Source organism: Vibrio sp. 10N.222.54.A3, from assembly GCF_041474095.1.
GTDB classification, from domain to species: domain Bacteria; phylum Pseudomonadota; class Gammaproteobacteria; order Enterobacterales; family Vibrionaceae; genus Vibrio; species Vibrio crassostreae_C.
The window spans coordinates 1-22475 of sequence record NZ_JBFRTN010000116.1 but is presented as its reverse complement, the minus strand read 5'-3'; the positions used below and the strand labels follow the sequence as shown (position 1 = coordinate 22475).

General features: G+C 44.1%; 22 protein-coding genes. 7 read left to right on the top strand and 15 right to left on the bottom strand.

Annotated features, from left to right (window positions below; translation table 11 throughout):
* Positions 1-79 precede the first annotated feature (79 nt).
* Both AB4507_RS20470 and AB4507_RS20465 read left to right on the top strand, forming a co-directional pair.
* Positions 80-370: a DUF1778 domain-containing protein gene (locus AB4507_RS20470; protein ID WP_086050176.1), complete on the top strand. Its 291-nt coding sequence runs from the start codon at positions 80-82 to the stop codon at positions 368-370.
* On the top strand, positions 346-894 hold the full coding sequence (locus AB4507_RS20465) for a GNAT family N-acetyltransferase (protein ID WP_170963322.1): 549 nt from the start codon (positions 346-348) through the stop codon (positions 892-894). The genes AB4507_RS20470 and AB4507_RS20465 overlap by 25 nt, the downstream gene beginning before the upstream one ends.
* A 77-nt stretch (positions 895-971) precedes the next feature.
* Here the strand turns inward: AB4507_RS20465 and AB4507_RS20460 are convergent, their stop codons facing one another.
* The 6 genes from AB4507_RS20460 to AB4507_RS20435 form a co-directional block, all read right to left on the bottom strand.
* Positions 972-1124, bottom strand: coding sequence for a hypothetical protein (locus tag AB4507_RS20460; protein WP_372084223.1), 153 nt, complete (start codon positions 1122-1124; stop codon positions 972-974).
* The gene (locus AB4507_RS20455) at positions 1124-1255 is read right to left on the bottom strand and encodes a hypothetical protein (protein ID WP_017059946.1); all 132 of its coding nucleotides are present in this window, start codon (positions 1253-1255) and stop codon (positions 1124-1126) included. Before AB4507_RS20455 ends, AB4507_RS20460 begins: the two co-directional genes overlap by 1 nt.
* An 85-nt stretch (positions 1256-1340) precedes the next feature.
* Positions 1341-3704 carry a hypothetical protein gene (locus AB4507_RS20450; protein WP_372131887.1) on the bottom strand — a complete coding sequence of 788 codons (2364 nt, stop codon included), beginning with the start codon at positions 3702-3704 and terminating at the stop codon, positions 1341-1343.
* A gap of 43 nt (positions 3705-3747) precedes the next feature.
* Entirely contained in the window at positions 3748-5223 is a 1476-nt protein-coding gene (locus AB4507_RS20445) for a glycerophosphodiester phosphodiesterase (RefSeq protein ID WP_372183220.1), read from the bottom strand.
* A gap of 216 nt (positions 5224-5439) precedes the next feature.
* On the bottom strand, positions 5440-6594 hold the full coding sequence (locus AB4507_RS20440; protein ID WP_102394619.1) for a hypothetical protein: 1155 nt from the start codon (positions 6592-6594) through the stop codon (positions 5440-5442).
* Positions 6595-6618: 24 nt separating this feature from the next.
* On the bottom strand, positions 6619-6828 hold the full coding sequence (locus AB4507_RS20435) for a hypothetical protein (protein ID WP_017059942.1): 210 nt from the start codon (positions 6826-6828) through the stop codon (positions 6619-6621).
* A gap of 433 nt (positions 6829-7261) precedes the next feature.
* On the opposite strand from AB4507_RS20435, the gene zur reads away from it, so the two are divergent.
* Positions 7262-7720, top strand: coding sequence for a zinc uptake transcriptional repressor Zur (zur, locus tag AB4507_RS20430; protein ID WP_372183218.1), 459 nt, complete (start codon positions 7262-7264; stop codon positions 7718-7720).
* A gap of 17 nt (positions 7721-7737) precedes the next feature.
* Entirely contained in the window at positions 7738-8199 is a 462-nt protein-coding gene (locus AB4507_RS20425; protein ID WP_017059940.1) for a chemotaxis protein CheX, read from the top strand.
* A 153-nt stretch (positions 8200-8352) separates the two neighbouring features.
* On the opposite strand, the gene pgi is transcribed toward AB4507_RS20425, so the two are convergent.
* Positions 8353-10005, bottom strand: coding sequence for a glucose-6-phosphate isomerase (pgi, locus tag AB4507_RS20420; protein ID WP_017071572.1), 1653 nt, complete (start codon positions 10003-10005; stop codon positions 8353-8355).
* A gap of 326 nt (positions 10006-10331) precedes the next feature.
* Here pgi and AB4507_RS20415 point away from each other — a divergent pair, with 326 nt between their 5' ends.
* Positions 10332-10751, top strand: coding sequence for a secondary thiamine-phosphate synthase enzyme YjbQ (locus AB4507_RS20415; RefSeq protein WP_017059938.1), 420 nt, complete (start codon positions 10332-10334; stop codon positions 10749-10751).
* A gap of 117 nt (positions 10752-10868) precedes the next feature.
* Here the strand turns inward: AB4507_RS20415 and AB4507_RS20410 are convergent, their stop codons facing one another.
* Genes AB4507_RS20410 through AB4507_RS20400 form a run of 3 tightly spaced genes read right to left on the bottom strand, consistent with a single transcriptional unit; the run spans position 10869 to position 14581 of the window.
* A complete protein-coding gene (locus AB4507_RS20410) occupies positions 10869-12074 on the bottom strand; it encodes a BamA/TamA family outer membrane protein (RefSeq protein ID WP_017063184.1) in 1206 nt (401 codons plus the stop codon).
* A 23-nt stretch (positions 12075-12097) separates the two neighbouring features.
* Positions 12098-13183 (bottom strand): alanine racemase, encoded by a 1086-nt coding sequence (alr, locus tag AB4507_RS20405; protein ID WP_017063183.1) that lies wholly within the window; start codon positions 13181-13183, stop codon positions 12098-12100.
* Positions 13184-13189: 6 nt separating this feature from the next.
* Positions 13190-14581, bottom strand: a complete 1392-nt coding sequence (locus AB4507_RS20400) for a replicative DNA helicase (RefSeq protein WP_016767560.1) — start codon at positions 14579-14581, stop codon at positions 13190-13192.
* A gap of 176 nt (positions 14582-14757) precedes the next feature.
* On the opposite strand from AB4507_RS20400, the gene AB4507_RS20395 reads away from it, so the two are divergent.
* Entirely contained in the window at positions 14758-15642 is an 885-nt protein-coding gene (locus tag AB4507_RS20395; RefSeq protein WP_136974905.1) for a DUF481 domain-containing protein, read from the top strand.
* Positions 15643-15822: 180 nt separating this feature from the next.
* Here AB4507_RS20395 and rplI read toward each other — a convergent pair whose 3' ends face one another.
* From rplI to rnr, 5 genes are all read right to left on the bottom strand, one after another.
* The gene (gene rplI, locus AB4507_RS20390; RefSeq protein ID WP_010434182.1) at positions 15823-16275 is read right to left on the bottom strand and encodes a 50S ribosomal protein L9; all 453 of its coding nucleotides are present in this window, start codon (positions 16273-16275) and stop codon (positions 15823-15825) included.
* A gap of 38 nt (positions 16276-16313) precedes the next feature.
* Positions 16314-16541, bottom strand: coding sequence for a 30S ribosomal protein S18 (gene rpsR, locus AB4507_RS20385; RefSeq protein ID WP_000090472.1), 228 nt, complete (start codon positions 16539-16541; stop codon positions 16314-16316).
* A gap of 112 nt (positions 16542-16653) precedes the next feature.
* Complete coding sequence (gene rpsF / locus AB4507_RS20380) at positions 16654-17043, bottom strand: 30S ribosomal protein S6 (protein WP_004741278.1); 390 nt, start codon at positions 17041-17043, stop codon at positions 16654-16656.
* 277 nt (positions 17044-17320) lie between these two features.
* A complete protein-coding gene (rlmB, locus tag AB4507_RS20375) occupies positions 17321-18061 on the bottom strand; it encodes a 23S rRNA (guanosine(2251)-2'-O)-methyltransferase RlmB (RefSeq protein WP_017063180.1) in 741 nt (246 codons plus the stop codon).
* Between the two features lie 177 nt (positions 18062-18238).
* On the bottom strand, positions 18239-20740 hold the full coding sequence (rnr, locus tag AB4507_RS20370; protein ID WP_017063179.1) for a ribonuclease R: 2502 nt from the start codon (positions 20738-20740) through the stop codon (positions 18239-18241).
* Between the two features lie 247 nt (positions 20741-20987).
* On the opposite strand from rnr, the gene AB4507_RS20365 reads away from it, so the two are divergent.
* Positions 20988-22397: an amidohydrolase gene (locus AB4507_RS20365; RefSeq protein WP_017063178.1), complete on the top strand. Its 1410-nt coding sequence runs from the start codon at positions 20988-20990 to the stop codon at positions 22395-22397.
* The last annotated feature ends 78 nt before the right edge of the window (positions 22398-22475 follow it).

Here is a 22475-nt window from a genome sequence, read left to right as displayed (position 1 = left end):
ACCAAATAGATAATATTCCATTTAGGTATATACATATAGTTGGAGTTTCCGCTGCGCGTTAAGGCGCAAGGAGTAAAAGATGAGTGCATTAAAAAAAGAGAGAGTTGAATTTCGCCTATCTGAAAGTGAAAAAAGCGCTTTAGAAGAAGCAGCGCTACTTTCAAATACTACAGTTAGTAAATTTGTATCAGAAACAACAGTAGCTAGAGCTCAAGAAGTTATTAGCGAGAGAAAAAGGTTACAAATACAAGCAAAGCAATGGGATTCTGTCATGGAAGCGTTAGAAAATCCTGCAGACCCTACAGAGCTGATGCAAGAAATTATCGGAATGTCATTGGAGGAAACTTGGACGGTAAAGATCAAAAATTAGAAGTCGAACGCTTTGATCCTGAAGCAACGTATGATTTTACGCAATTTGATTGTGGTGTGTGTTCGTTAAATGAATATTTAACGAAGAACTTAGCTAAAGAACACGAACGAAGGGTTTCAATCCCGCACCTATGTGTCACACAAGGTGAAGAAGGACAACCGAAAAGAGTTGTCGGTTATTTCACTTTAGCTAGCAGTTCGTTTGAAAAGAAACACATATCAAACAAAGAAAGACGTAAATTCCCCTATAGTTCAGTTCCTTGCATACTGCTAAGTAAAATAGCAGTATGTAAGTCTGTTCAAGGGCAGGGTCTAGGCAAGTGGCTTCTTGGTCGAGCAATCCGTCAAGCATTCCTTTCCTCAAGAGATGTAGGTGTATACGCATTATTTCTTCATGCCAGAGAAGGGCGAGAAGAGTTCTATATAAAAGCGGGGATGATCCGCTCAAAAGAACAACCTAATATGTTTATCTACTCTTTGAAGCAATATGAGAACAGTTTGAAGAAAAAACTGCTAAATTCATAAGCTTAATTAACTTCTCAGATAAGCGACCTATAATAAGGTCGCTTTTTCATGCTTGTAATCATGTTGAAGTTCAAACTTTATTTTGTTCTTTCAAGCCGAATTAATCTCTCATCCATCTTTTCCATCATCAGGCGCAGCCACTTCACATCTGTTTTGAGTGTGATACCTACACCTACACCGCTAGATAAGGCACTGACCACAGCGATTATTAGTGTTTGATACTCAGCCATTACTTAAACTCATTGCGTAGGGTTTCCCATAGGCCAAATACTATTGGAGCACTTGCGCCAATAATGCCACCGAATTGAACACCGTCTGCCGATACGCTCGCGGTGATAAGTTCAGGGTGACCAGCTACCAAAGCAGCTCCCGCGCCAAGTAACGCTAAACCCTTTTTAGTGGAAGGAGCAGATCATTTTCTTCTGTTCACTTTCTATGACGCGGACTTAAATAACCAACTTTTCAAGTTCGATTCGGTGAGAGGCTTTTCCTTTACTGTGCTTTACCCATAAACGCTTTGGTTGGTATCCATTGGCACGGACCTCAACATCATAATTACCCTCTGGCAATCGCATACCGGCTTGGTACCTAGGCTTAATATTCATTATTCGAACCTTAAAACCCGGTTGGTTCTGTGCATTTGAATTGATGTACATAGGAAACTCCGTTTGGGCTTCATTATTGTTTTTAGCTGAACTCACCGGTTCGCTCTCAGCACGCTGAGTTAAATAACGAGCAAAAACACCATCCAACTCCGCTACCGAATGCTCCAAAGAGGCAGAAAACCCATCAGTAATACGCATACTTTTGTCTATTTGAGCGCCAAGTGGATGAATCAACGGTTGAGTATGTATCACCCAACGAACGGCATAAGAAGCCGACGGAGATAGTGTGTCACTGACTTGCTCTAAGAAAAAGCCAATCGTTGAGTCCGTTTGAGTGTACTTGGATGAAAATACATTCACAGGCACAACAAGAATAACGAATATGACGATAAACGAGCTGCCTATATTCAGAGCCTTGCTCTTCAAGTTCGGTGCTGGCTGTGGTTTATGGTAATTCATCAACACGATAAATTTTCCTGGCAGCTTAAACACCGTTAGGACAACGAGAAATAGCGATAGTCCCATTGATATTGGCGGCACAATGATAGAACGCAATGCCGCTTTGCCTTGTTCAGCATAAGGGCCATCATCAGCAAACTGAGCGCGTGACGCCTCAATATAACCTAGCCAATAATCTCTCTCACGCCTCACATTTGGAACAATAACCTGTTGGTAAAATTGCTTATTATTCCACGTCGCCATCATGGGCTCGACGTAATAACGTTCGCCCATACGATTCTTTATTTGTTGCTGAACTTCGGCTACTTTTTGAAAATCATTCCAAGATAAGTTCGGTTCAATGTCGTAACCCCGCTGCTTTGCCTCGGCATGCCAACGAGCTTTGGTGTCCTTCATAACTTTGTTTCTGACTGCATTTTTAAACACGCTAATTTGGTTTATTTGCCAATTGGAGTCTAAATGGATCCCCTTTCGATGAACTTGAGTACGAACCTTACTTGCTGTTGTAGAGTGGGAGCGAAACTCCGACATAGAGTCGATTCCCATAGGATAACCGGTCTCTTTTAAGAACTGTTTTTGCCACACTGCCAGTATTCGTGGTGTGTAATGAGCGACACTATTGGTATACGTTTTATCTTGAATGGCTTCTCCAGCTTGCCCTGTCGCCTGCTCAATACCGGCTTGGATAACTGATAAGCCTAGAGAACCGAATGCTTCCCCCCAAGATGTTTCACCTTTCGTTCGTCGAAAGGTTTTCTCTAACCAATAATCCATCGGTTGGTGGGGAATCGAGTTATCTTTTAATAAGCGTTCATAGCGATCTTCAATGCGGCTGATACAATTGGCTCTTGAGCTTCCTTTGCGTTTATAACAGCGTTCTTTATCATCAAATAGGTCAAAAATAGGTTGTGCAACTCTTTGTGCTCTCGCCTCTGCTCTCGTTAAATAGGCCTTACTCGCCTGTTGATAATCACGATACCCCGTCGCGACGGTCGACTCGACCTCTTCCCACGCTTGATTGGCCTTTTGATGGCGAGACTCTACCGTCTGATTATACGCCCCAACATGTTTTTGATATTGATGCCACGATTGCTGAACTTCACTCCGTAATACTTTATAGTTCGCATAGTGCTCATCGAAATTGGCGTTTGCTCGATTTTGAATATAACGATCCAAAATTTGAACTTTCTTATCATCAATATGACTTAAGAATGCATCATTGCTGTAAACCAACCCACCGATCAAAGCGAGAAAAGTCATTTCTGACGACTCGGTACTCGCCTCTGAGTTATAAGGGATCCCTTCGATATTAATCGCATTCATCGCTAAACTAGATCGCAGTACAGAGGAAAAGAAAGCCTCCTGTCTCTGCTTTGCACTACTCGGTTCAATCAACCATTTATCTATTACCGCCTTTTGACCAAAAAAAACCGTTGGCCAAACCAAAGCTGTAATCACGACCAACGATGAAATAGCGCGAAACTTCGTCGTGGTCAGCCATCCTTTAAGTAGAAAATCCGCAACAATTAAAGTCACCCCGATCCCTGAGATGGTTCGGCCAAATAGCTCCGTTTTATGTAATTGAGCATCACTAACATCGATTCCACCCGCAATTTCAACCAACTTGGCGTTGAAAGCGACTTCAGGAAAAAGATAAAGAAGTGAACAAAAAAACAACAAAACAGCCAACCATTTCGGCTTCTTATTATTTGTGGTTATTACGTCCTGGCTAGGAACTGGTTTCATCTTAACGCTTCCATAATTTGTCTATCCCTGTTCTCATCAAACATCATTTTTCTGTCGGCATCGAAATGCTGATCGCATCGTTACTTAAATTTAAATCTTCATCTTGAATATCAAACAGCACTGCTGGCTTCGTGCTCTGCGTTGTTTGCGTTCTTTTTTTCACACCTTTCACGCTAGCAGGCTTGGAATATGACACACTCCTAATGAGACCTCGGTTAGTGATGTAATGGCCATCTTTGAGGTAATCTATTTGTTCATAGAGTCGGTGAAAATCAGCGTCATTGGGTAGGCCAGCAACGGTTTCGCCTGCTAACGTTGTGGGTTGGTAGCCATTTGATTGAACGACAAGCTGTGGAGCAAGCTGCTGACAAATAGAGAACTTACTGGTATCCATGATCGCCTCATCTGGCAGAGGTCGACCTGCCTTAGCTAACGAGACCAATTGATCTTGGTGGTAATCCGTTCCGTTAATCGTATAAGTCACCACCTTCATGCCTTGCGCTTTCGCACGGCTATAAATTGTGGCGTATTGTTGGTAACTTCTTATATCAACATGTAAGCCACTATTGGGACCAAGTATTCGTTTTACCGTTTTAGCGGAATGTTTGGGCTTATGCTTACGATAACGCCCCTCCATAGCAAAGGCGCGATCGATATTCTTTTTATTTTTCTGATAATAATCATCAGAACCCATGCCTCGTTTTGCATCCCGCTTAAACTGAGCAACCGACGCCGAATGAGGCTCCCATACATACCCAAGATAAACACTTGAATTGATTTCCCGCATTTTTTTCAGAACGTCCATATCCATTGATGAATAAAAATAGTTTCTATAGGGGAGACTTTGTCTGGCCATTTCGTCGAGTTTAAACAAATCTTCCATGGAGCCATCTGATGTTTTTATTTCAATATTAAGGGGTTGTTCAATCGTTGCGTAATGGTACCAATCATTCACGGCTTCATTGAAATAAGCGGGACGATACCCATCTAATGTTCCGTCAGGGCTCCTTCCACTCAGAGAGTTCCACTCACTACTCTTCATACGACTCACGCGATATCGCTTACCATCACTACGAGCGGTTGCTCTTCCTGTTTCTATGTCGTGATGTACAACCCAATCTTTATCACGCGTCAGCATCACATCAATTTCTGCTCCATCAAAACCACTTACCGCCGCCATTTGAATCGCATTACGAGAGTTTTCAGCATAATTAGAGCTGCCACGGTGGGCGATAACATCAATAGGGCACTGTCCTTTGATGTAAGAGATATCCCCTCCCATGGTTTGATAAAGATTGCGCGATTTTAACGCCAACTGCATATCACGAAACATTTCTCGCCCCTCTGCTGAGTTATGATTCGAGATTAGTTTTGCATCTGCAGGTAATCCAAGCCCTCGCTCCAAGGTTGGTTGTGGTGGTGTTACTTTATCTGTAGATGAACATCCCTGAATAAGAGCAATAGTAGTGACAAGCAGCCCTCTTGAAAGCGTGGTTACACGTGAAGGTGGTGAAAACATGAGATCCTTATCCGTTGGTAGCTTATATGTGACATAACTGGGTTTCACACGCTGAGCACGACAAAGTCGGCCTCCAAGCACGGAGACCGCAAAGTGCTAATATATGATGACTCCAACCATTGATTTCGATTGTTGATATGTTGTTGGAGTGGACGTATTTAATGGTTTAATTTGATTGAAAGCAAAGGCTCAAAAACTCATAAATACAAATCATGATTACATTATTTCATCAAATAATAATTGAATAAGCCCTTGTTCATCTGGGATGTCATACCCCTTTCGACATGGATAAGCCAAACCATCTGTGAAGTTCAAAAACGAAAAGCTATTGTCTATGCTTTCGCTCCCCTCTTCATCCTGCCATGGTTCAATAGTACTGTTCTGTTTAGTCACGATATAACCACACGAATTGACAGGCATCTCGGTCTTACGATTTAAGACTATCTTATGATTGGAATTATTGTAGTGATTTACTCGAATCTTACCGGCTAACGCTAGATATATCGCCCCTGCGGCGCCCAAAAGCAAAGTATGGCCGATAACTTTACCTGTCGCACTCGCTACGGCGATTCCAACATTAGCAGTCGCACTCGCGATGCTTTGACCTCGGTTTCCATAACGGTCTGTAGAATACACGTAATCCACGCTATGTTTTCTTTCAACGCGAGCACGTTGTCTGACAGGAGTATGGTTTATGTACTCTTGACCACCAAAAGCATCAAAGTTGTGTATTAATACCGGAACACAATGATAAGTTTCTCCATTCCAGTTCACTACACGAGCCTTCATTTGCCATGGATAATACTCTTCATCTAAATATTTCTTACATAAAGCTGGTAACAAATGGCTAAGTAACGCTGTGTTGTGATCGCTCTGCGCCATGTTGTACAGTCCTTGCGTTATTGATCGGGCCTGCTCTTGATCTCCTGATCTTGCGGCAACGATAAAGAGAATGACCTCGCCCCAAAAAGTATCGTTGATCAAGTAGTCAACCGGCAAATTATCGATTTCGATTAAAGCTCGTGGAACATCTTCATCGGACAAAGCCTCCAATACTGCAGACAAGTGATGCACGCGATCTTGAGGCTTTGCAATAGGTTCGTAATATGCGTCCCATCGTTCAACAAAGGTCTTCCAACGCATTATTTTTTTAAACTCCTCAGTTACTCCTTCCGTGGTGAGTAACTTAGGTTCAATATATTTTGCAATGTGCTTTTTATGACCGTCTCGCTTTTTCATCGCCTTTGTGTAAATTTTGCTATCAGACTTGAATAAGTGCAGTGCTAAACCATAGCTTTCATACCATTCACCAAGGTTAAGATGACTACTTTCTAATGAAGCTTTAGCCAAAGCGTCAAAATGCTTTTTCATTTTATTCCCTTCCAATTTGACGACTTAAATAAAGATAAAGGCGATGACTAAAATAATAGCTGCGGCTATAGCCAGTTTGATGTATAGCTCATTTTTTTTAACTCTTGGTTCTTCCACTTCTTCAAGCTTATCCCTCATGGCCTTAAAGTCATCCAAACGTTGTTGATAACGTTTTTCTCTTTGATTATAGATGGACAACAGTTTCAGAAATGATTCTTTGTTTACTTGCTCCACAGATTAACTCCAAGCATTTGAAATTAAATACTAAAACTCCAATACACCATGACAAGCTCATGTTGACAGGAGGGGTCAATAGTCTTCTTCTAGTCTATATTAGGCATCGATTTTAGCGAATAAGGAACAATATGCGATAAGAAATGTGATTTAAAACAGCACATTATTGTAAGAAAAATTAATTGAGCTAAATTGAACTCAAATGAAGATGTCATATCAACTTTACCTCATACTTTTTTATAAACCTATTCACCAGATCTCTAATTCAACCTCATTAATCAGTTATGCCTTGAGTCACACTGTCATTTTGAGTTACCTTGTCTTATTCAAAGTCGTGGGTCACAATACGCTCTGTACCTGACTTTAATAGAAATCATTGGCTCCCAAAACGTAGTAACCTAGAAATAAGGTTTGATTAGGGATGTCCGATTGAATGGTGAAAAATTTGGACCACACATTAATAGAGCAAGTTGAAGGGATATGCGCATCGCGAGGCGTTAGATTAACACCTCAAAGAAAGCGAGTGTTTGAGCTCATCCTCTCTAATAAAAAAGCCTCCAGTGCTTATGAATTATTAGAGCAGTTGAAAGTCAGTGAACCGCAAGCCAAGCCACCTACAGTATATCGCGCTTTGGATTTCTTGTTGGAGCAAGGTTTCATTCACAGAGTTGAGTCAACCAATAGCTTCATATGCTGCTGCTCTTGCAATGCCCATAAACATTTCTCTCAACTACTGATCTGCGATAAATGTGGCACAGTGGTAGAACTGCAAGACGATGCGCTTGTTACTCTACTCGCTAGTAACGCTGAGAAGCATGGCTTTCAATTGACGAATCATGTCATTGAATCGCATGGCATTTGCCAATCTTGCTCCTCCGAGATGAAAGAATAAGATTATAGAAGAACATTATGCGCGCTGAATTTGTAAACCCGTTTTTAGCTTCTTTGATGAACGTATTAAAAACGATGGCTTCTCTAGAATTGAAGCCACAAAAACCGAGAGTTAAGAAAGATGAAATCGCTCGTGGTGATGTATCCGGCCTAATTGGTATGGTGGGTACACAATCTCGTGGCTCTATGTCGATCACCTTTGATGAAGGTCTCGCTCTCGAAATCATGGAAAACATGCTTGGTGAACGACCAAACGGCCTCAACGAAGAAGTGACCGATATGGTGGGTGAAATCACTAACATGGTGACTGGCGGTGCGAAACGTATTCTTGCGGAAAGCGGTTTTGACTTCGATATGGCAACACCAATCGTGGTTTCCGGTAAAGGTCATACGATTCGTCACAAGTGTGATGGGGCAATCATCATCATGCCTTTCTCATCTCAATGGGGTAATGCTTTCATCGAGATCTGTTTCGAATAACAGCTGTTTATTTCTAGCAGTACTGAGTATCAACTCAAAGAAGGTTGGCATCATGCCAGCCTTTTTTATTACCTGCGATTTAACCAATGCTTGCTATACAGATACAAAAGCGCCAACCCGAAGGTTGGCGTTTTTTTGGTGCTATCAACTCAATTAAGCTTTAAGCGCTTTAAATGCGTTGATTAGACCGTTAGTTGAGCTGTCGTGAGACGTTACTTGAGCATCGTCAGCAAGCTCTGGAAGAATTTGGTTTGCTAGTTGCTTACCAAGTTCTACCCCCCATTGGTCGAAGCTGAAGATGTTCCAGATAACGCCTTGAACGAAGATCTTGTGCTCGTACATCGCGATTAGGTTACCTAAAGAGCGAGGGTTGATTTGCTTAACAAGAATAGAGTTCGTTGGACGGTTACCTTCAAATACTTTGAAAGGTACAAGCTCAGCCACTTCTTCAGCTGTTTTGCCAGCCGCTAGGAATTCAGCTTCCACTGTCTCTTTTGTCTTACCGAATGCTAGTGCTTCAGTTTGAGCAAAGAAATTAGACATCAACTTCTGGTGGTGATCAGATGCTGGGTTGTGGCTGATAGCAGGAGCAATAAAGTCTGATGGGATCAGCTTAGTGCCTTGGTGAATCAGTTGGTAGAAAGCGTGCTGACCGTTTGTACCTGGTTCACCCCAGATGATAGGACCAGTTTGGTATTCTACTGGATTGCCGTCACGGTCAACAAATTTACCATTCGATTCCATGTTGCCTTGTTGGAAGTAAGCCGCAAAACGGTGCATATATTGATCGTAAGGTAGAATTGCTTCTGACTCAGCGCCGTGGAAGTTGTTATACCAAATACCGATAAGCGCAAGGATGACTGGAATGTTGCTTTCAAACTCAGTTGAAGCAAAGTGGTTATCCATCTCGTGAGCACCTTCTAGTAGCTCAACGAAGTTATCGAAGCCAACAGATAGTGAGATAGAAAGACCGATTGCAGACCATAGTGAGTAACGACCACCAACCCAGTCCCAGAATTCGAACATGTTGTCAGTATCAATACCAAACTCAGCGACCGCAGTTGCGTTAGTTGATAGTGCTGCGAAGTGTTTAGCTACGTGTGCGTTGTCACCCGCTTCAGCCAAGAACCAATCACGTGCAGAGTGCGCGTTAGTCATTGTTTCTTGAGTCGTGAATGTTTTAGATGCCACTAAGAATAGCGTTGTTTCTGGGTTAAGAGGCTTAAGTGTCTCAACGATGTGAGTGCCATCTACGTTAGAAACGAAGTGCATGTTTAGGCGAGTTTTGTATGGCGTTAGTGCTTCAGTCACCATGTATGGACCAAGATCCGAACCGCCGATACCGATGTTAACTACATCAGTGATCTCTTTACCTGTGTAACCTTTCCACTCACCAGAAACGATGCGGTGTGTGAACAGTTCCATTTTTGCTAGTACAGCGTTAACTGCTGGCATTACGTCTTTGCCGTCAACCATTACTGGCTTGTCGCTACGGTTACGTAGAGCAGTGTGAAGTACTGAACGACCTTCAGTCTTGTTGATTGCATCACCACCGAACATTGCTTCGATTGCAGACTTAACTTCAGTCTCGTTCGCAAGAGCAAATAGGTGCTGCATAGTTTCAGCATCGATAAGGTTCTTAGAGTAATCCACTAAGATGTCAGAACCGAAACGAGTAGAAAAGCTCTCGAAACGCTTTGCATCTTGAGCAAACAGCTCTTTCATATCCATATCTTGAGCAGACTCAAAATGTGCCGTTAGAGCTTTCCACGCTTGTGTTTGCGTTGGGTTGATATTTTTCAACATGGTATCTATCCCGATGTTACTGTAGGTTTTATTCTAAACGTCACCTGGGTGATGAATAGAACCCCCGATTAGGCGAAAGTTTATATTTTTCTGTGATGACCAAACCGCGTCACCACTGAAAGATTCTTTGTAATTTTTTTTCACGACGTATTATGCCGCATATGAAGAGCTGTACCTTGAGATAAATCAGGATTAGATTTCCTGACAGAAGAATCGGTACAGACTCTAGCTCTAACATAATTAAATGTGAGCGATACCTGATAAATTCAAGTTCAAAAGATAGCGTTAAACCACTTTTTTTCCAAATACATTATAAAGGATGGCGTATGTGGATTCAGAAGACTATACACCTAAATGCACGAAAGCGTGGATTTCATCTCATTACTGATGAAATTGAACAACAGATACACGATATCAATTCTCTATCTGTTGGTTTATTACATCTTTTTATCCAACATACCTCTGCCAGCCTCACGCTAAACGAGAACGCTGATCCTACCGTCCGTACCGATATGGAGTCGCACTTTAATAAGTTTGTCCCAGAGCGAGCGCCCTACTACAGACACACCTATGAAGGTGATGATGACATGCCTGCCCACATTAAAGCATCGACACTTGGCACCAGTGTGACAATACCAATTAGCAATGGTCGTTTAGCTTTAGGAACATGGCAGGGCATTTACTTAGGAGAGCACCGAGATTGTGGTGGAAGCCGAACTGTGATTGCTACGATGCAAGGTGAGTAGACTGCTTGAAAACAAGATCTCCTTAATAAAAACAATATCTTGTTAATAAAAAAGAGTGGTGAGTTTCCACAACCACTCTTATAAAAATAGTATTTGGCCTACTGTAGGCCGAAAGCTTTAGAAGGGCTGATTGATCATGACCCTAAAGGTCCCTTCATCACCACCTCGCGCCAACTCAGCACGAACAACAATGCCTTCCACTTGGAAACGCACCGCGCCACCTAAGCTCCATTTCATGTCCGAGTGCAGTGTTTTGATGTCGTACTCATCGGCAACGCGCCCTAATTCAGCAAACGCTACCCATTGCCACCAAGGCAAATCGTAGTAGTTTATCAGTGGGATATCGCCAAGTGGTTGCCAGTCAGGAAGTACTCGGTACTCAGCAGAATAATGAACTGCAGAGCGACCGTGATAACGACCTCCGGTATAACCTCGTAAACGATACAAGCCACCCAATCGAGCTTGCTCCGTTTCTGGTGGGCGAGCACAATCTTGCCCAGAGCAGTTATCCCACGTTGGCGTGTCAGCGGTATAGAAATCAAATGCTAAAACTTGTTGATCGAATAAGTCCCCTAAAGGACCTAAAGCAAAGTACTGGCTATTTTGGAAGGTCCACTTAAGCCACAAGTCATCGTTAGACCAACTCTCTGCGCCAGTGGTGAACTCAAGGTTAGTGTGAGAACCTCTGGTCGGGTTGCGTGTGCTATCACGGTTATCCCAATCAAACGCCAAACTAAAGCCTGTTGCCTCCTCGGTATTATTTAAACCTTCCAACTCACGAGCAGTATAAAAAGGCGTAAATAGAATCGAACTGACACCCGATTCGATTGGCGAAGCAAAGCTCACATCTTTGATTGGCTGAAAAGCACCGAGTAAACCGTGTTCTGCAACGTTGCCCCAAGGTAGCAAATACTTAAACTCAAACTGATAGTTTTGCTCTAAGCCATCAGCAATGGTTTTGTCATCGATAGATGAATCATTATCGCCTTGAGAACCAATGTAATACGGGTTGTCGTTGAAGCGCGCTTGATACATCTGAGTGCTAAACAATACGTTCTCAGACAAGGCATAGTTAAAAGCCGATAGAAAACCGACGTAACTGTCTTTGTCTGAATAGAGTGCCATACCAAACAGAGCGGCTTGAGGTTGCCAAACACCCTTTGCGACACCCGCAACCCCAAAGGTGTTACCCATGGTTTCGGTGCTGAAGTAGAAAGGAACAAAGGCTGAATCTTTTTCTTCACTCACAGCGGAAGAAGAAAAGCTGACACCGAGTAATGTCATTGCAGACATTAGCCAGCTTCGAGTCGTTCGCTTGAACATAATTTACTTATCAAGATCCATGATTACTTCACATATTCCATCGCAACACGCGAAGTCAGCTTAGTGACTAACTCGTAAGCGATAGTGCCGATATGTTCAGCCACTTCTTCTGAAGGTAAACCTTTACCCCACAGAGTCGCTTCATCGCCGACTTTATCTGCCGCATCAGGGCCTAGATCAACCGTTAGCATGTCCATTGATACACGTCCTGCGATCGGTACTTTTCGACCGTTAACGAACACTGGAGTACCGTTAGGTGCAGTACGAGGATAACCATCACCGTAACCAATCGCGATAACACCAACCTTGGTATCACGTTCACTGGTCCAGTTTCCGCCATAACCCACACTTTCACCGGCTTTCACATCGCGAACGGCAATTAGGTGTGAGGTCAGGGTCATCACAGGCAAAAATCCAAGCTCTTGCGCTGATTTATCAACAAATGGAGAGACACCGTAAGATATGATTCCCGGACGAACCCAATCAAGGTGGCTGTCTGGCCAAGCGAGTAAACCCGCAGAGGCAGCAAGTGAACGCTCCCCTTCACAACCTTCAGTAAGCGACAAGAAAAGCTCTGTCTGTTCAACGGTGGTTGCTCTATCCAGTTCATCAGCACAACCGAAGTGGCTCATGTAACGTAGAGGTTTGGCAACATTCGCACATTGATGCAAACGCTCAACAAAGTTTTGGTATTGCTCAGGGCGAACACCTAATCGGTGCATACCACTGTCGACTTTTAGCCATACCACAACGGGTGTTTCCAAATCCGCATTCTCTAGCGCGCTTAATTGCTCTTCACAATGCACCACCGTTTGAATGTTATTGGTCACCAAGATTGGCAAATCGCCCGAAGAGTAAAATCCTTCCAGCAACAAAATAGGTTTAACAATGCCACCAGCACGAAGTTGTAACGCTTCTTCAATACGCGCCACACCAAAAGCATCAGAGCTTTTTGAATGCTTGGCTATATGCAGTAAGCCGTGTCCGTAGCCATTGGCTTTCACAACAGACATGACCTTGCACTGAGGAGCCTTCGACTTTATCTGGTTCAGGTTATGTTCGAGCGCGTTTAAGTCAATGCTCGCCGTCGCCGCTTTCATGTAAGTCATTAGCGATTACTCATCATCAAATGCAGGGCCTGCATAGTTATCAAATCGGGAGTGTTGGCCTTGGAACGTAAGACGAACCGAACCGATCGGACCGTTACGTTGCTTACCAAGGATGATCTCAGCAATGCCTTTCAAGGAACTATCTGGGTTATAAACCTCATCACGATAGATGAACATGATCAAATCGGCATCTTGCTCAATCGAACCTGATTCACGCAAATCCGAGTTTACTGGGCGCTTATCAGCACGTTGCTCTAGGGAACGGTTAAGCTGAGAAAGTGCCACAACCGGAACGTTGAGCTCTTTTGCTAACGCTTTCAATGAGCGAGAAATCTCGGCGATTTCAAGAGTACGGTTATCAGATAACGAAGGTACACGCATTAATTGAAGGTAATCTATCATGATCATAGAGATACCATCGTGTTCACGAGCGATACGTCGAGCACGAGAACGCACTTCTGTTGGCGTTAGACCCGAGCTGTCATCGATATACATATTCTTCTTATCCATCAGAATACCCATACTCGACGAGATACGAGCCCAATCTTCATCATCTAGCTGACCAGTACGAATCTTGGTTTGGTCTACGCGAGAAAGTGACGCAAGCATACGCATCATCAGCTGTTCGGCTGGCATCTCTAGCGAGAAGATTAAAACCGGTTTGTCTTGCTTCATCGCCGCGTTTTCACACAAGTTCATCGCAAATGTGGTTTTACCCATCGATGGACGAGCAGCAACAATAATTAAGTCAGAGCCTTGTAGACCTGCTGTTTTCTTGTTGAGGTCGTTGAAGCCAGTATCGACACCTGTCACACCATCTTGCGGCGTTTTGTATAGGATCTCGATACGTTCTAGCGTCTTCTCTAGAATGCTATCAACGTTTTGTGGACCTTCGTTTTCACTTGCACGGCCTTCGGCAATCGCGAAGACTTTACTTTCAGCAAGATCAACCAGCTCTTCCGAAGTACGACCTTGAGGGTCATAACCAGAATCAGCAATCTCATTCGCGACACCAATCAGGCTACGAACAAGTGCACGTTGCGCTACGATATCCGCATACGCATTGATGTTTGCGGCACTTGGTGTGTTTTTCGCTAAGTCAGCAAGGTAAGCAAAGCCACCCACTTCTTCAAGTTGCTCACGCAGCTCTAAATGTTCAGAGAGTGTAATAAGATCCAGAGGAGAACTTTCTTCAAGGATATCCTTTACCGCTTCAAAGATCAGACGGTGAGGACGGCTATAAAAGTCTTTGGCCACAACCTTTTCGGCAACTGTATCCCAGCGTTCGTTATCTAATAACAAACCGCCAATAACAGATTGCTCAGCTTCTAATGAATGTGGCGGGACCTTGATGGCGTCCACCTGATCGTTGGCTGATTTCTGACTTTTGGTATCCACTATGACTACACTCAATAACTAATAATGATCGTTCATTATACCCAAGAACATCCGTTTGTAATCCGATCCTATGAGTTTGTTTTATTCTTCAGGAAGAATTTACCTATTGCTGACGGAATTAACCAAGGGTAGCATTACGATCCTGCCATTCACTCACTGTATAACTAGAGGTATGCGTGTCCAAATTATTGGCTCTGAGCACTGGTCTTCTAAGCACTGGTCTCCTGAGCGCTCCGATGGCCTTAGCTGATGATGCTAAAGACTCTGTTGATGCAATCCTCGACTCTATAGTAGTTTCAGAACCTACTTCTGAGCCGATCGTCGTTGCACCGACACCTGAAGAAAAAGAGTTGGATATCGCACCGAGTGATACAAGTGATACAGAACTACCGAGCCCGCTAAAAACGGAAGTCGAATTTGGATATCAGTCGCATACTGGTAACTCTGATTCACGAGCGCTTAACGCACGCCTTAACGGTGAGTACACGGCTGGCCGTCATAGAACCAGTGGTGAATGGAAATACTACAACCTCTACAAAGATGGCGAAGAAGATAAAAGGCAATCGACTTACTCAGCTCAGAGTGACTACAAGTTAAGCCCTAAAACCTACCTTTACGGCAGTTTCAAAGGAGTCGACTCGAGATACAGTGCTTACTTTAAGGACTACACAATTTCGAGTGGTCTGGGTTACCAGTTTTCGAATACCGAAGAGTTTGTGTTGGAAGTCGAAGTGGGACCAGGTTTTCGTTACCAAGAACCGAACCTTGATGAGATTGATGATGATGACATCATCTTCCCAGAGATTGTTGAAGAGGCAATTTTCCGTGGCAACGTGAATACGTCATGGCAGGTGTTGAAGAATTTGCAGCTCAAGGCAGACGTGACGCTTGTCTCTGGTCACAGTAACCTAAAGTTTGATACTGAGTTAGAAGCCATCAACGATATTACTGACAATATCGCGCTGAAGATCGCTCACTCTCGCCAGTACCACGATAAAGTGCCTGAAGGCTTAAGCAAACAAGACTCTGTTCTATCGATCAACTTGCTCTTCCAGTTCTAATCTTAGGCCACCTCTAACCTTGAGAACAACTTGTTCAGCAATAACAGCTTATGGTTCACCGTAAGCTTTTTACCTACTGTAGCCCTTCCTTGTACTTTCCTATATTCCAGACATAAAAAAACACCAGCCGAAGCTGGTGTTTAAAACTTTCAAAAGAAAGAATTCGTCTTGGTACTGAAATTACTCAGCTGCAACGATAGCGATTTTCGCAGTAGCAAAAACTTCAGAGTGAAGTTGGATGCTTACTTCGAATTCGCCGATGTTACGTAGAGCGCCTTCAGGTAGGCGTACTTCGCTCTTAGCTACTGCAACACCTGCCGCTGTAATAGCGTCAGCGATGTCACGAGTACCGATAGAACCGAATAGTTTACCTTCGTCACCAGCTTTAGAAGCGATTGTAACGCCTTCTAGAGTGTTAACGCTCTCTGCACGAGCTTCAGCAGCAGCTAGTTGCTCAGCAACTTTAGCTTCTAGTTCAGCACGACGAGTTTCGAACATAGCAACGTTGTCTTTAGTTGCCATAACTGCTTTACCCTGTGGGATAAGGAAGTTACGAGCGTAACCAGATTTAACGTTTACTTGGTCGCCAAGGCCACCTAGGTTACCGATCTTATCAAGTAGAATAACTTGCATTATCTTAGTCCTCTTAAACTATTATTAACTATTACCGATTACTGATGCTTGTCAGTGTACGGTAGTAGAGCTAGGTAACGAGAACGCTTGATAGCGCGAGCTAGTTGACGCTGGTACTTAGCGCTTGTACCAGTGATACGGCTAGGTACGATTTTACCAGCTTCAGTGATGTAGTTTTTAAGAGTTGCTACGTCTTTGTAGTCAATCTCTTGTACGCCTTCTGCAGTGAAACGGCAGAATTTACGACGACGGAAGAAACGAGCCATGGGCTATCTCCTGATCTTAAATTTAGTAAAGCGGTCTTTCACAATTATCGAAATAACTATCAATGACCTAAAACAAGTTGAGAATTTTTTAAGGCGTTAAGCCAAAAAAGAATTACTCAGCAGCTGCTTCTGGTTTAGCTTCTGTACGCTCTTCGCGACGAGGAGCACGCTCTGCACGCTCTTCTTTTTGCTTAAGCATAATAGATTGCTCAGTCACAGCGCCTTTAGTGCGCATGATCATGTTACGTAGAACTGCATCGTTGAAACGGAAAGCAGTTTCTAGCTCGTCAATCACTTCTTGACCAGCTTCAACGTTCATAAGAACGTAGTGAGCTTTGTGAAGCTTGTTGATTGGGTAAGCCATTTGACGACGACCCCAGTCTTCTAGACGGTGGATAGTACCGCCAGCTTCAGTGATAGAACCAGTGTAACGCTCGATCATGCCAGCAACTTGCTCGCTTTGATCAGGGTGAACCATGAATACGATTTCGTAATGACGCATTTGGTTGCTCCTTACGGATTATTAGCTTCCACGAGTGGCCCGGTCGTCCAGAGGAAGCAAGGAACTAAAGATAAATGACCGAGTTTTAAGGACGGCAAATATTATAGAAAGAACCCGGTATTGGCAAGCGCTATTTGGTGAATAATGAAACAGTTTTTCTGTCGCCATCTAGCCATCCGACAAACCGATGGATTTTGCTATAACAGCCTAAAAAGAAACGCCCACCAGCAAGTGGTGAGCGCTAATAAATTCATAGACTTAAAGCAGCGTTAACGCATTACTGAGCTAAACGCTGTCTTACCGCTTCGAACAGGCAAATACCCGACGCCACAGAAACATTTAAGCTCGATACGCTACCTGCCATTGGAATCTTAATCAGATCATCGCAAGTTTCACGAGTTAAACGACGCATACCGTCACCTTCTGCACCCATAACTACCGCAAGAGGACCCGTTAGCTTCGCTTGATAGATATCATGCGTTGCTTCACCTGCCGTACCCACAAACCATACGCCCTGCTCTTGCAGTGCACGCATTGTGCGAGCTAGGTTGGTTACGCGCACGAGAGGAACCGTTTCAGCTGCGCCACATGCAACCTTGCTTACCGTTGCTGTTAACGGCGAAGAGCGATCTTTAGGTACGATAACAGCAGCGACACCTGCGGCATCCGCGTTACGTAGACAAGCGCCTAGGTTATGAGGGTCTGTTACGCCGTCTAGAACTAACAGCAAAGGCTGTTCGTGCTGCGCTAGGATATCGTCTAGGTGAGTTTCATTAAGCTGCTTAGCAGGCTTCACCTTAGCAATAAGACCTTGGTGATTCGCACCTTGTGCTTTTTCATCCAACGGCTTACGACCCATCTGTTGAATCGACACACCAAACTGTTGCAGTTGGTTCAGTAATGGAAGAAGACGCTCGTCTTGGCGACCTTTCAATACATACGCTTCGATAAAACGTGCAGGATCTTTTTCTAGTACGGCTTTCACCGCGTGAATACCGTAAATAAATTCGTTACTCATTGTCTCAAGTTACTCTTATTGCTCAGAGAAGAATGACATCAATGCCGATGCATCCCTCTCTGTGTTGTTCATTTCGAGAGTAGCGTCTTACGCCTGATACTCTCGCATTAAATTAAATCAGTTAGGCGCTAAACCTGATTAGCAGAGCGCCTTATTTAGCCTTAAGATCTATCAGTCTTAAGAGTTATCAGCCTTTGGCTTACGGCTTGCAGCACGCTTTTTCTTAGCGCGAGCTTTAGCAGCACCGGTTTTATTCGCTGGCTTTTTCTTCTTAGCAGGGCCTTCGCTGCTTCCGTCAGGTCGCTTAGTTGGCTCAACCATAGGCTTCGCTGATACACCTGGCTTATTACTCTTCACTGCTGAGCGCTTCTTGCTTTTCGCCTTTTTCATCGCTTCTGCTGCACGCTTCTTGGCTGTTTTGCCTTTGCCACGCGGCTGACGATCAGTGTCTTCTAAGTCAAAGTCGATTTGGCGAGTTTCTAAATTAACCGCAGAAACCTTCACTTTAACCGAATCACCCAAGCGGTAGATATTACCTGAGCTTTCACCCACTAGACGCTGACCAACAGCATCAAATTGGTAGTAATCATTCGCTAGCGCTGAGATGTGTACCAAGCCATCAATGTGCAGTTCAGTTAGACGAACAAAGAAGCCAAAACCAGTCACGTTGGCAATCACACCATCCATCACCTCACCGACATGGTCTTGCATGTATTCACACTTCAACCAGTCGTTTACTTCACGCGTTGCGTCATCAGCACGACGTTCAGTCATTGAACACTGCTCGCCGTAGAAGTCCATATCATCGAAAGTGTAGTGGTAACCACCAGTTGGCGTCCAACGTTCGCTGTTACGACCTTCTTCTTTCGCAATAAGGTACTTAATCGCACGGTGCAATAGCAAATCTGGGTAACGACGAATTGGCGAGGTAAAGTGAGCATAGCGTTTAAGAGCTAAACCAAAGTGACCCGCGTTATCCGCGTTGTATACCGCTTGCTTCATTGAGCGTAGCAGCATAGTTTGGATTAATTCACGATCTTCACGTTCATTAATCTGTTGCATCAGTTGTGCATAGTCTACTGGTGATGGCGACAGACCACCTTCCAGTGTTAAACCTAATTCACTTAAAAAGCTCTTGAAGCCCATTAAGCGCTCTTCGCCCGGAGTTTCGTGAACACGGTACAGCGCAGGCTCTTTCGCTTTTTCTACGTAAGATGCCGATGCGATATTCGCAAGAATCATACATTCTTCGATGATCTTGTGTGCATCGTTACGAATTACTGGCTCAATACGGTCGATCTTACGATCCGCATTGAAGATAAACTTAGTTTCTACCGTTTCAAATTCAATCGCACCACGTTCGTCACGCGTTTTCTTAAGCACCTTATACATCTTATGAAGCTCTTCAAGATGTGGTACTTCAGGTTCGTAACGCTCACGTAATTCTTCATTGCCATCTAAGATCGCGCCTACTTTGTTATAAGTAAGACGAGCATGAGAATTCATTACCGCTTCGTAGTGCTTGTAGCCTGACAGTTTACCTTTGTCTGAGATAGTCATCTCACACACCATACATAAACGGTCTACCTGAGGGTTCAATGAACACAAACCATTTGAAAGCACTTCTGGCAGCATTGGCACGACTTGTGACGGGAAGTATACCGAGTTACCACGGTTAATCGCTTCTTTGTCTAGCGCTGTATCTGGGCGAACGTAGTAACTTACGTCAGCAATCGCTACCCATAGACGCCAGCCGCCGCCTTTCTTCGCTTCACAGTAAACCGCATCATCGAAGTCACGCGCATCTTCACCATCAATGGTAACCAATGGCAGTTTACGCAGGTCTACACGTCCTTCTTTTGCTTCTTCAGGAACATGCTCACCGAGGTTTTCGATTTGCTTATCTACCGCTTCAGGCCACTCTTGTGGGATCTGGTGAGTACGGATCGCGATCTGCGTTTCCATACCCGGAGCCATGTTTTCACCAAGAACTTCGGTCACTTTACCCATCATGTTACGAGAACGACCACCACGATCCGTAATTTCAATCACAACCACATTACCCATTCGAGCACCGCCTTTATGCTCAGTAGGGATCTGGATGTCGTGACTAATACGCGAATCATCAGCAACCACGTAAGAATGGCCATATTCTAGGAAGAAGCGACCAACAAGTGGCGTTTTGCGCTCTTCAAGAACACGAACCAAACGACCTTCACGACGACCACGTTTACTGTTGTCAGTAGGCTGAACCAATACGTAATCACCGTGCATGATGGTTTTCATCTGATGATGCGGCAGCACGATATCATTGTCTTTACCCACACTGCCGTCTGGGCGAACCCAACCATGACCGTCTTTATGACCAATCACATAGCCTTTGATCAGTTCCATCTTCTCAGGCAATGCGTAGCACTGACGACGAGTAAAGATAAGCTGTCCATCACGCTCCATTGCACGCAAACGACGACGCAGCCCTTCATATTGTTCCTCTCCAGCAAGACCCAAAGCTTCGAATAGATCGTTGCGGTTCATCGGAATATTCGCGTCTGTTAGAAACGAAATAATGAACTCTCGGCTTGGTACTGGGTTATCGTAATTTTTCGACTCTCGGTCGGCAAAAGGATCAACAGTGGTTGTCGCTGTCGTATTTTCTGACGTTGGTGTGTTTTTTGACATAGGCGGGCCTGCTTAAGCAAGGAAGGTATATACCCCTAGTATATCTGATGCTAGGGGTAAGCTACAGATATGCTTTAGAAAACACTCAAATAACCTCAGATTGATACATATCTTCACTTTGTGAAACATCGCTTCATAGACGTGGATTATCATCAAAATTTCAAGCAAACGATAAAACAAACGTTTGCGCCATGAATGAAATACACTATTATCCACGCACTTTACCAACTCCTGTTCTGGGTATGATATGAAACTAAAACGCACTTTATTGGCTTCAGCTATGGCGAGCCTAGCGCTGTTCCCATTCGCAAGTTCGGCAATGGAAAAAGCTGACCTGATGATTACCGATGCGATGGTTCTAACCATGAACCAAGACAAAACGGTTTATGAGAGCGGTACTGTTGTGGTCAAAGACAACAAAATCATTGCGGTTGGAGATGCTTCACTAGAGAAGCAGTACCAAGCTAAGCAAGTGTTAGACGTGGATGGCGATATCGTTATGCCAGGTCTCATCAATACCCATACTCATGTATCAATGACAGTTTTCCGTTCGTTGGCCGATGATGTGCCAGATCGCCTGCACCGTTACATCTTTCCGCTAGAGAAGAAGCTAGTATCGCGAGACATGGTACGCATTGGTGCGAACCTAGGTAACGTTGAAATGGTGAAAGGCGGTGTGACAACTTACGCCGACATGTACTACTTCGAAGATGAAGTCGCAAAAACCGTCGATAAGATCGGTATGCGTGCCATCCTAGGTGAAACGGTGATTAAGTTCCCAGTCGCCGATGCGGCCAACGCCGAAGAAGGCATTAAGTACGCGTTGAACTTCATTGAAGAATACAAAGATCACCCGCGAATCACACCAGCGTTTGCACCGCATGCGCCTTACACCAACACCACAGAGATCCTGCAGAAAATATCTAAGCTCTCCCTAGAGTTAGATGTTCCAGTAATGATTCACCTTGCAGAATCACACCGTGAAGAAGAGAAAATCGCAGAGCGTTCTGATGGATTGTCCCCGGTTCAATACATGGACAGCATTGGCGCACTCAACAAGAACTTGGTGGGTGCACACATGATCCTTGTTGACGATCATGATATCGAACTGGTGAAGAAATCGGATATGGGCGTGGCTCATAACATGAGTGCTAACATCAAGTCAGCAAAAGGCGTATCACCTGCGCTTAAGATGTATGACGAGAACGTGCGTATCGGTTTAGGTACTGATGGCCCAATGTCTGGTAACACACTGAGCACCATTGATGAATTCAACCAAGTCGCTAAGGTTCACAAGTTAGTTAACAAAGATCGTGCTGCGATGCCGCCGATCAAAGTGATCGACATGGCGACCATGGGCGCAGCAAAAGCGCTGCACATGGAAGATAAGATCGGCTCTCTTGAAGCAGGCAAACTGGCTGACATCATAGTGATCGATACTAAGGCGCCAAACATGGTTCCGGTCTACAACCCATACTCAGCACTGGTGTACTCAGCTAACTCAGGCAATGTTCGTCATTCCATCGTTGATGGCAAGATCATCATGCAAGATCGCGACATGCTAACGGTAGACGAAGATAAGATCCGCCAAGAAGCACTCGATTTCACTAAGGTTGTTCGTGAAACGGTAATTGAGTCTGGTGAGGTTGTTCAATAAACTCGCAATCGAATAGCATGACCTCCTAAACGTAAAAAGCCCCGCACTAACTAAATTAGGTGAACTGACCCCCAATAG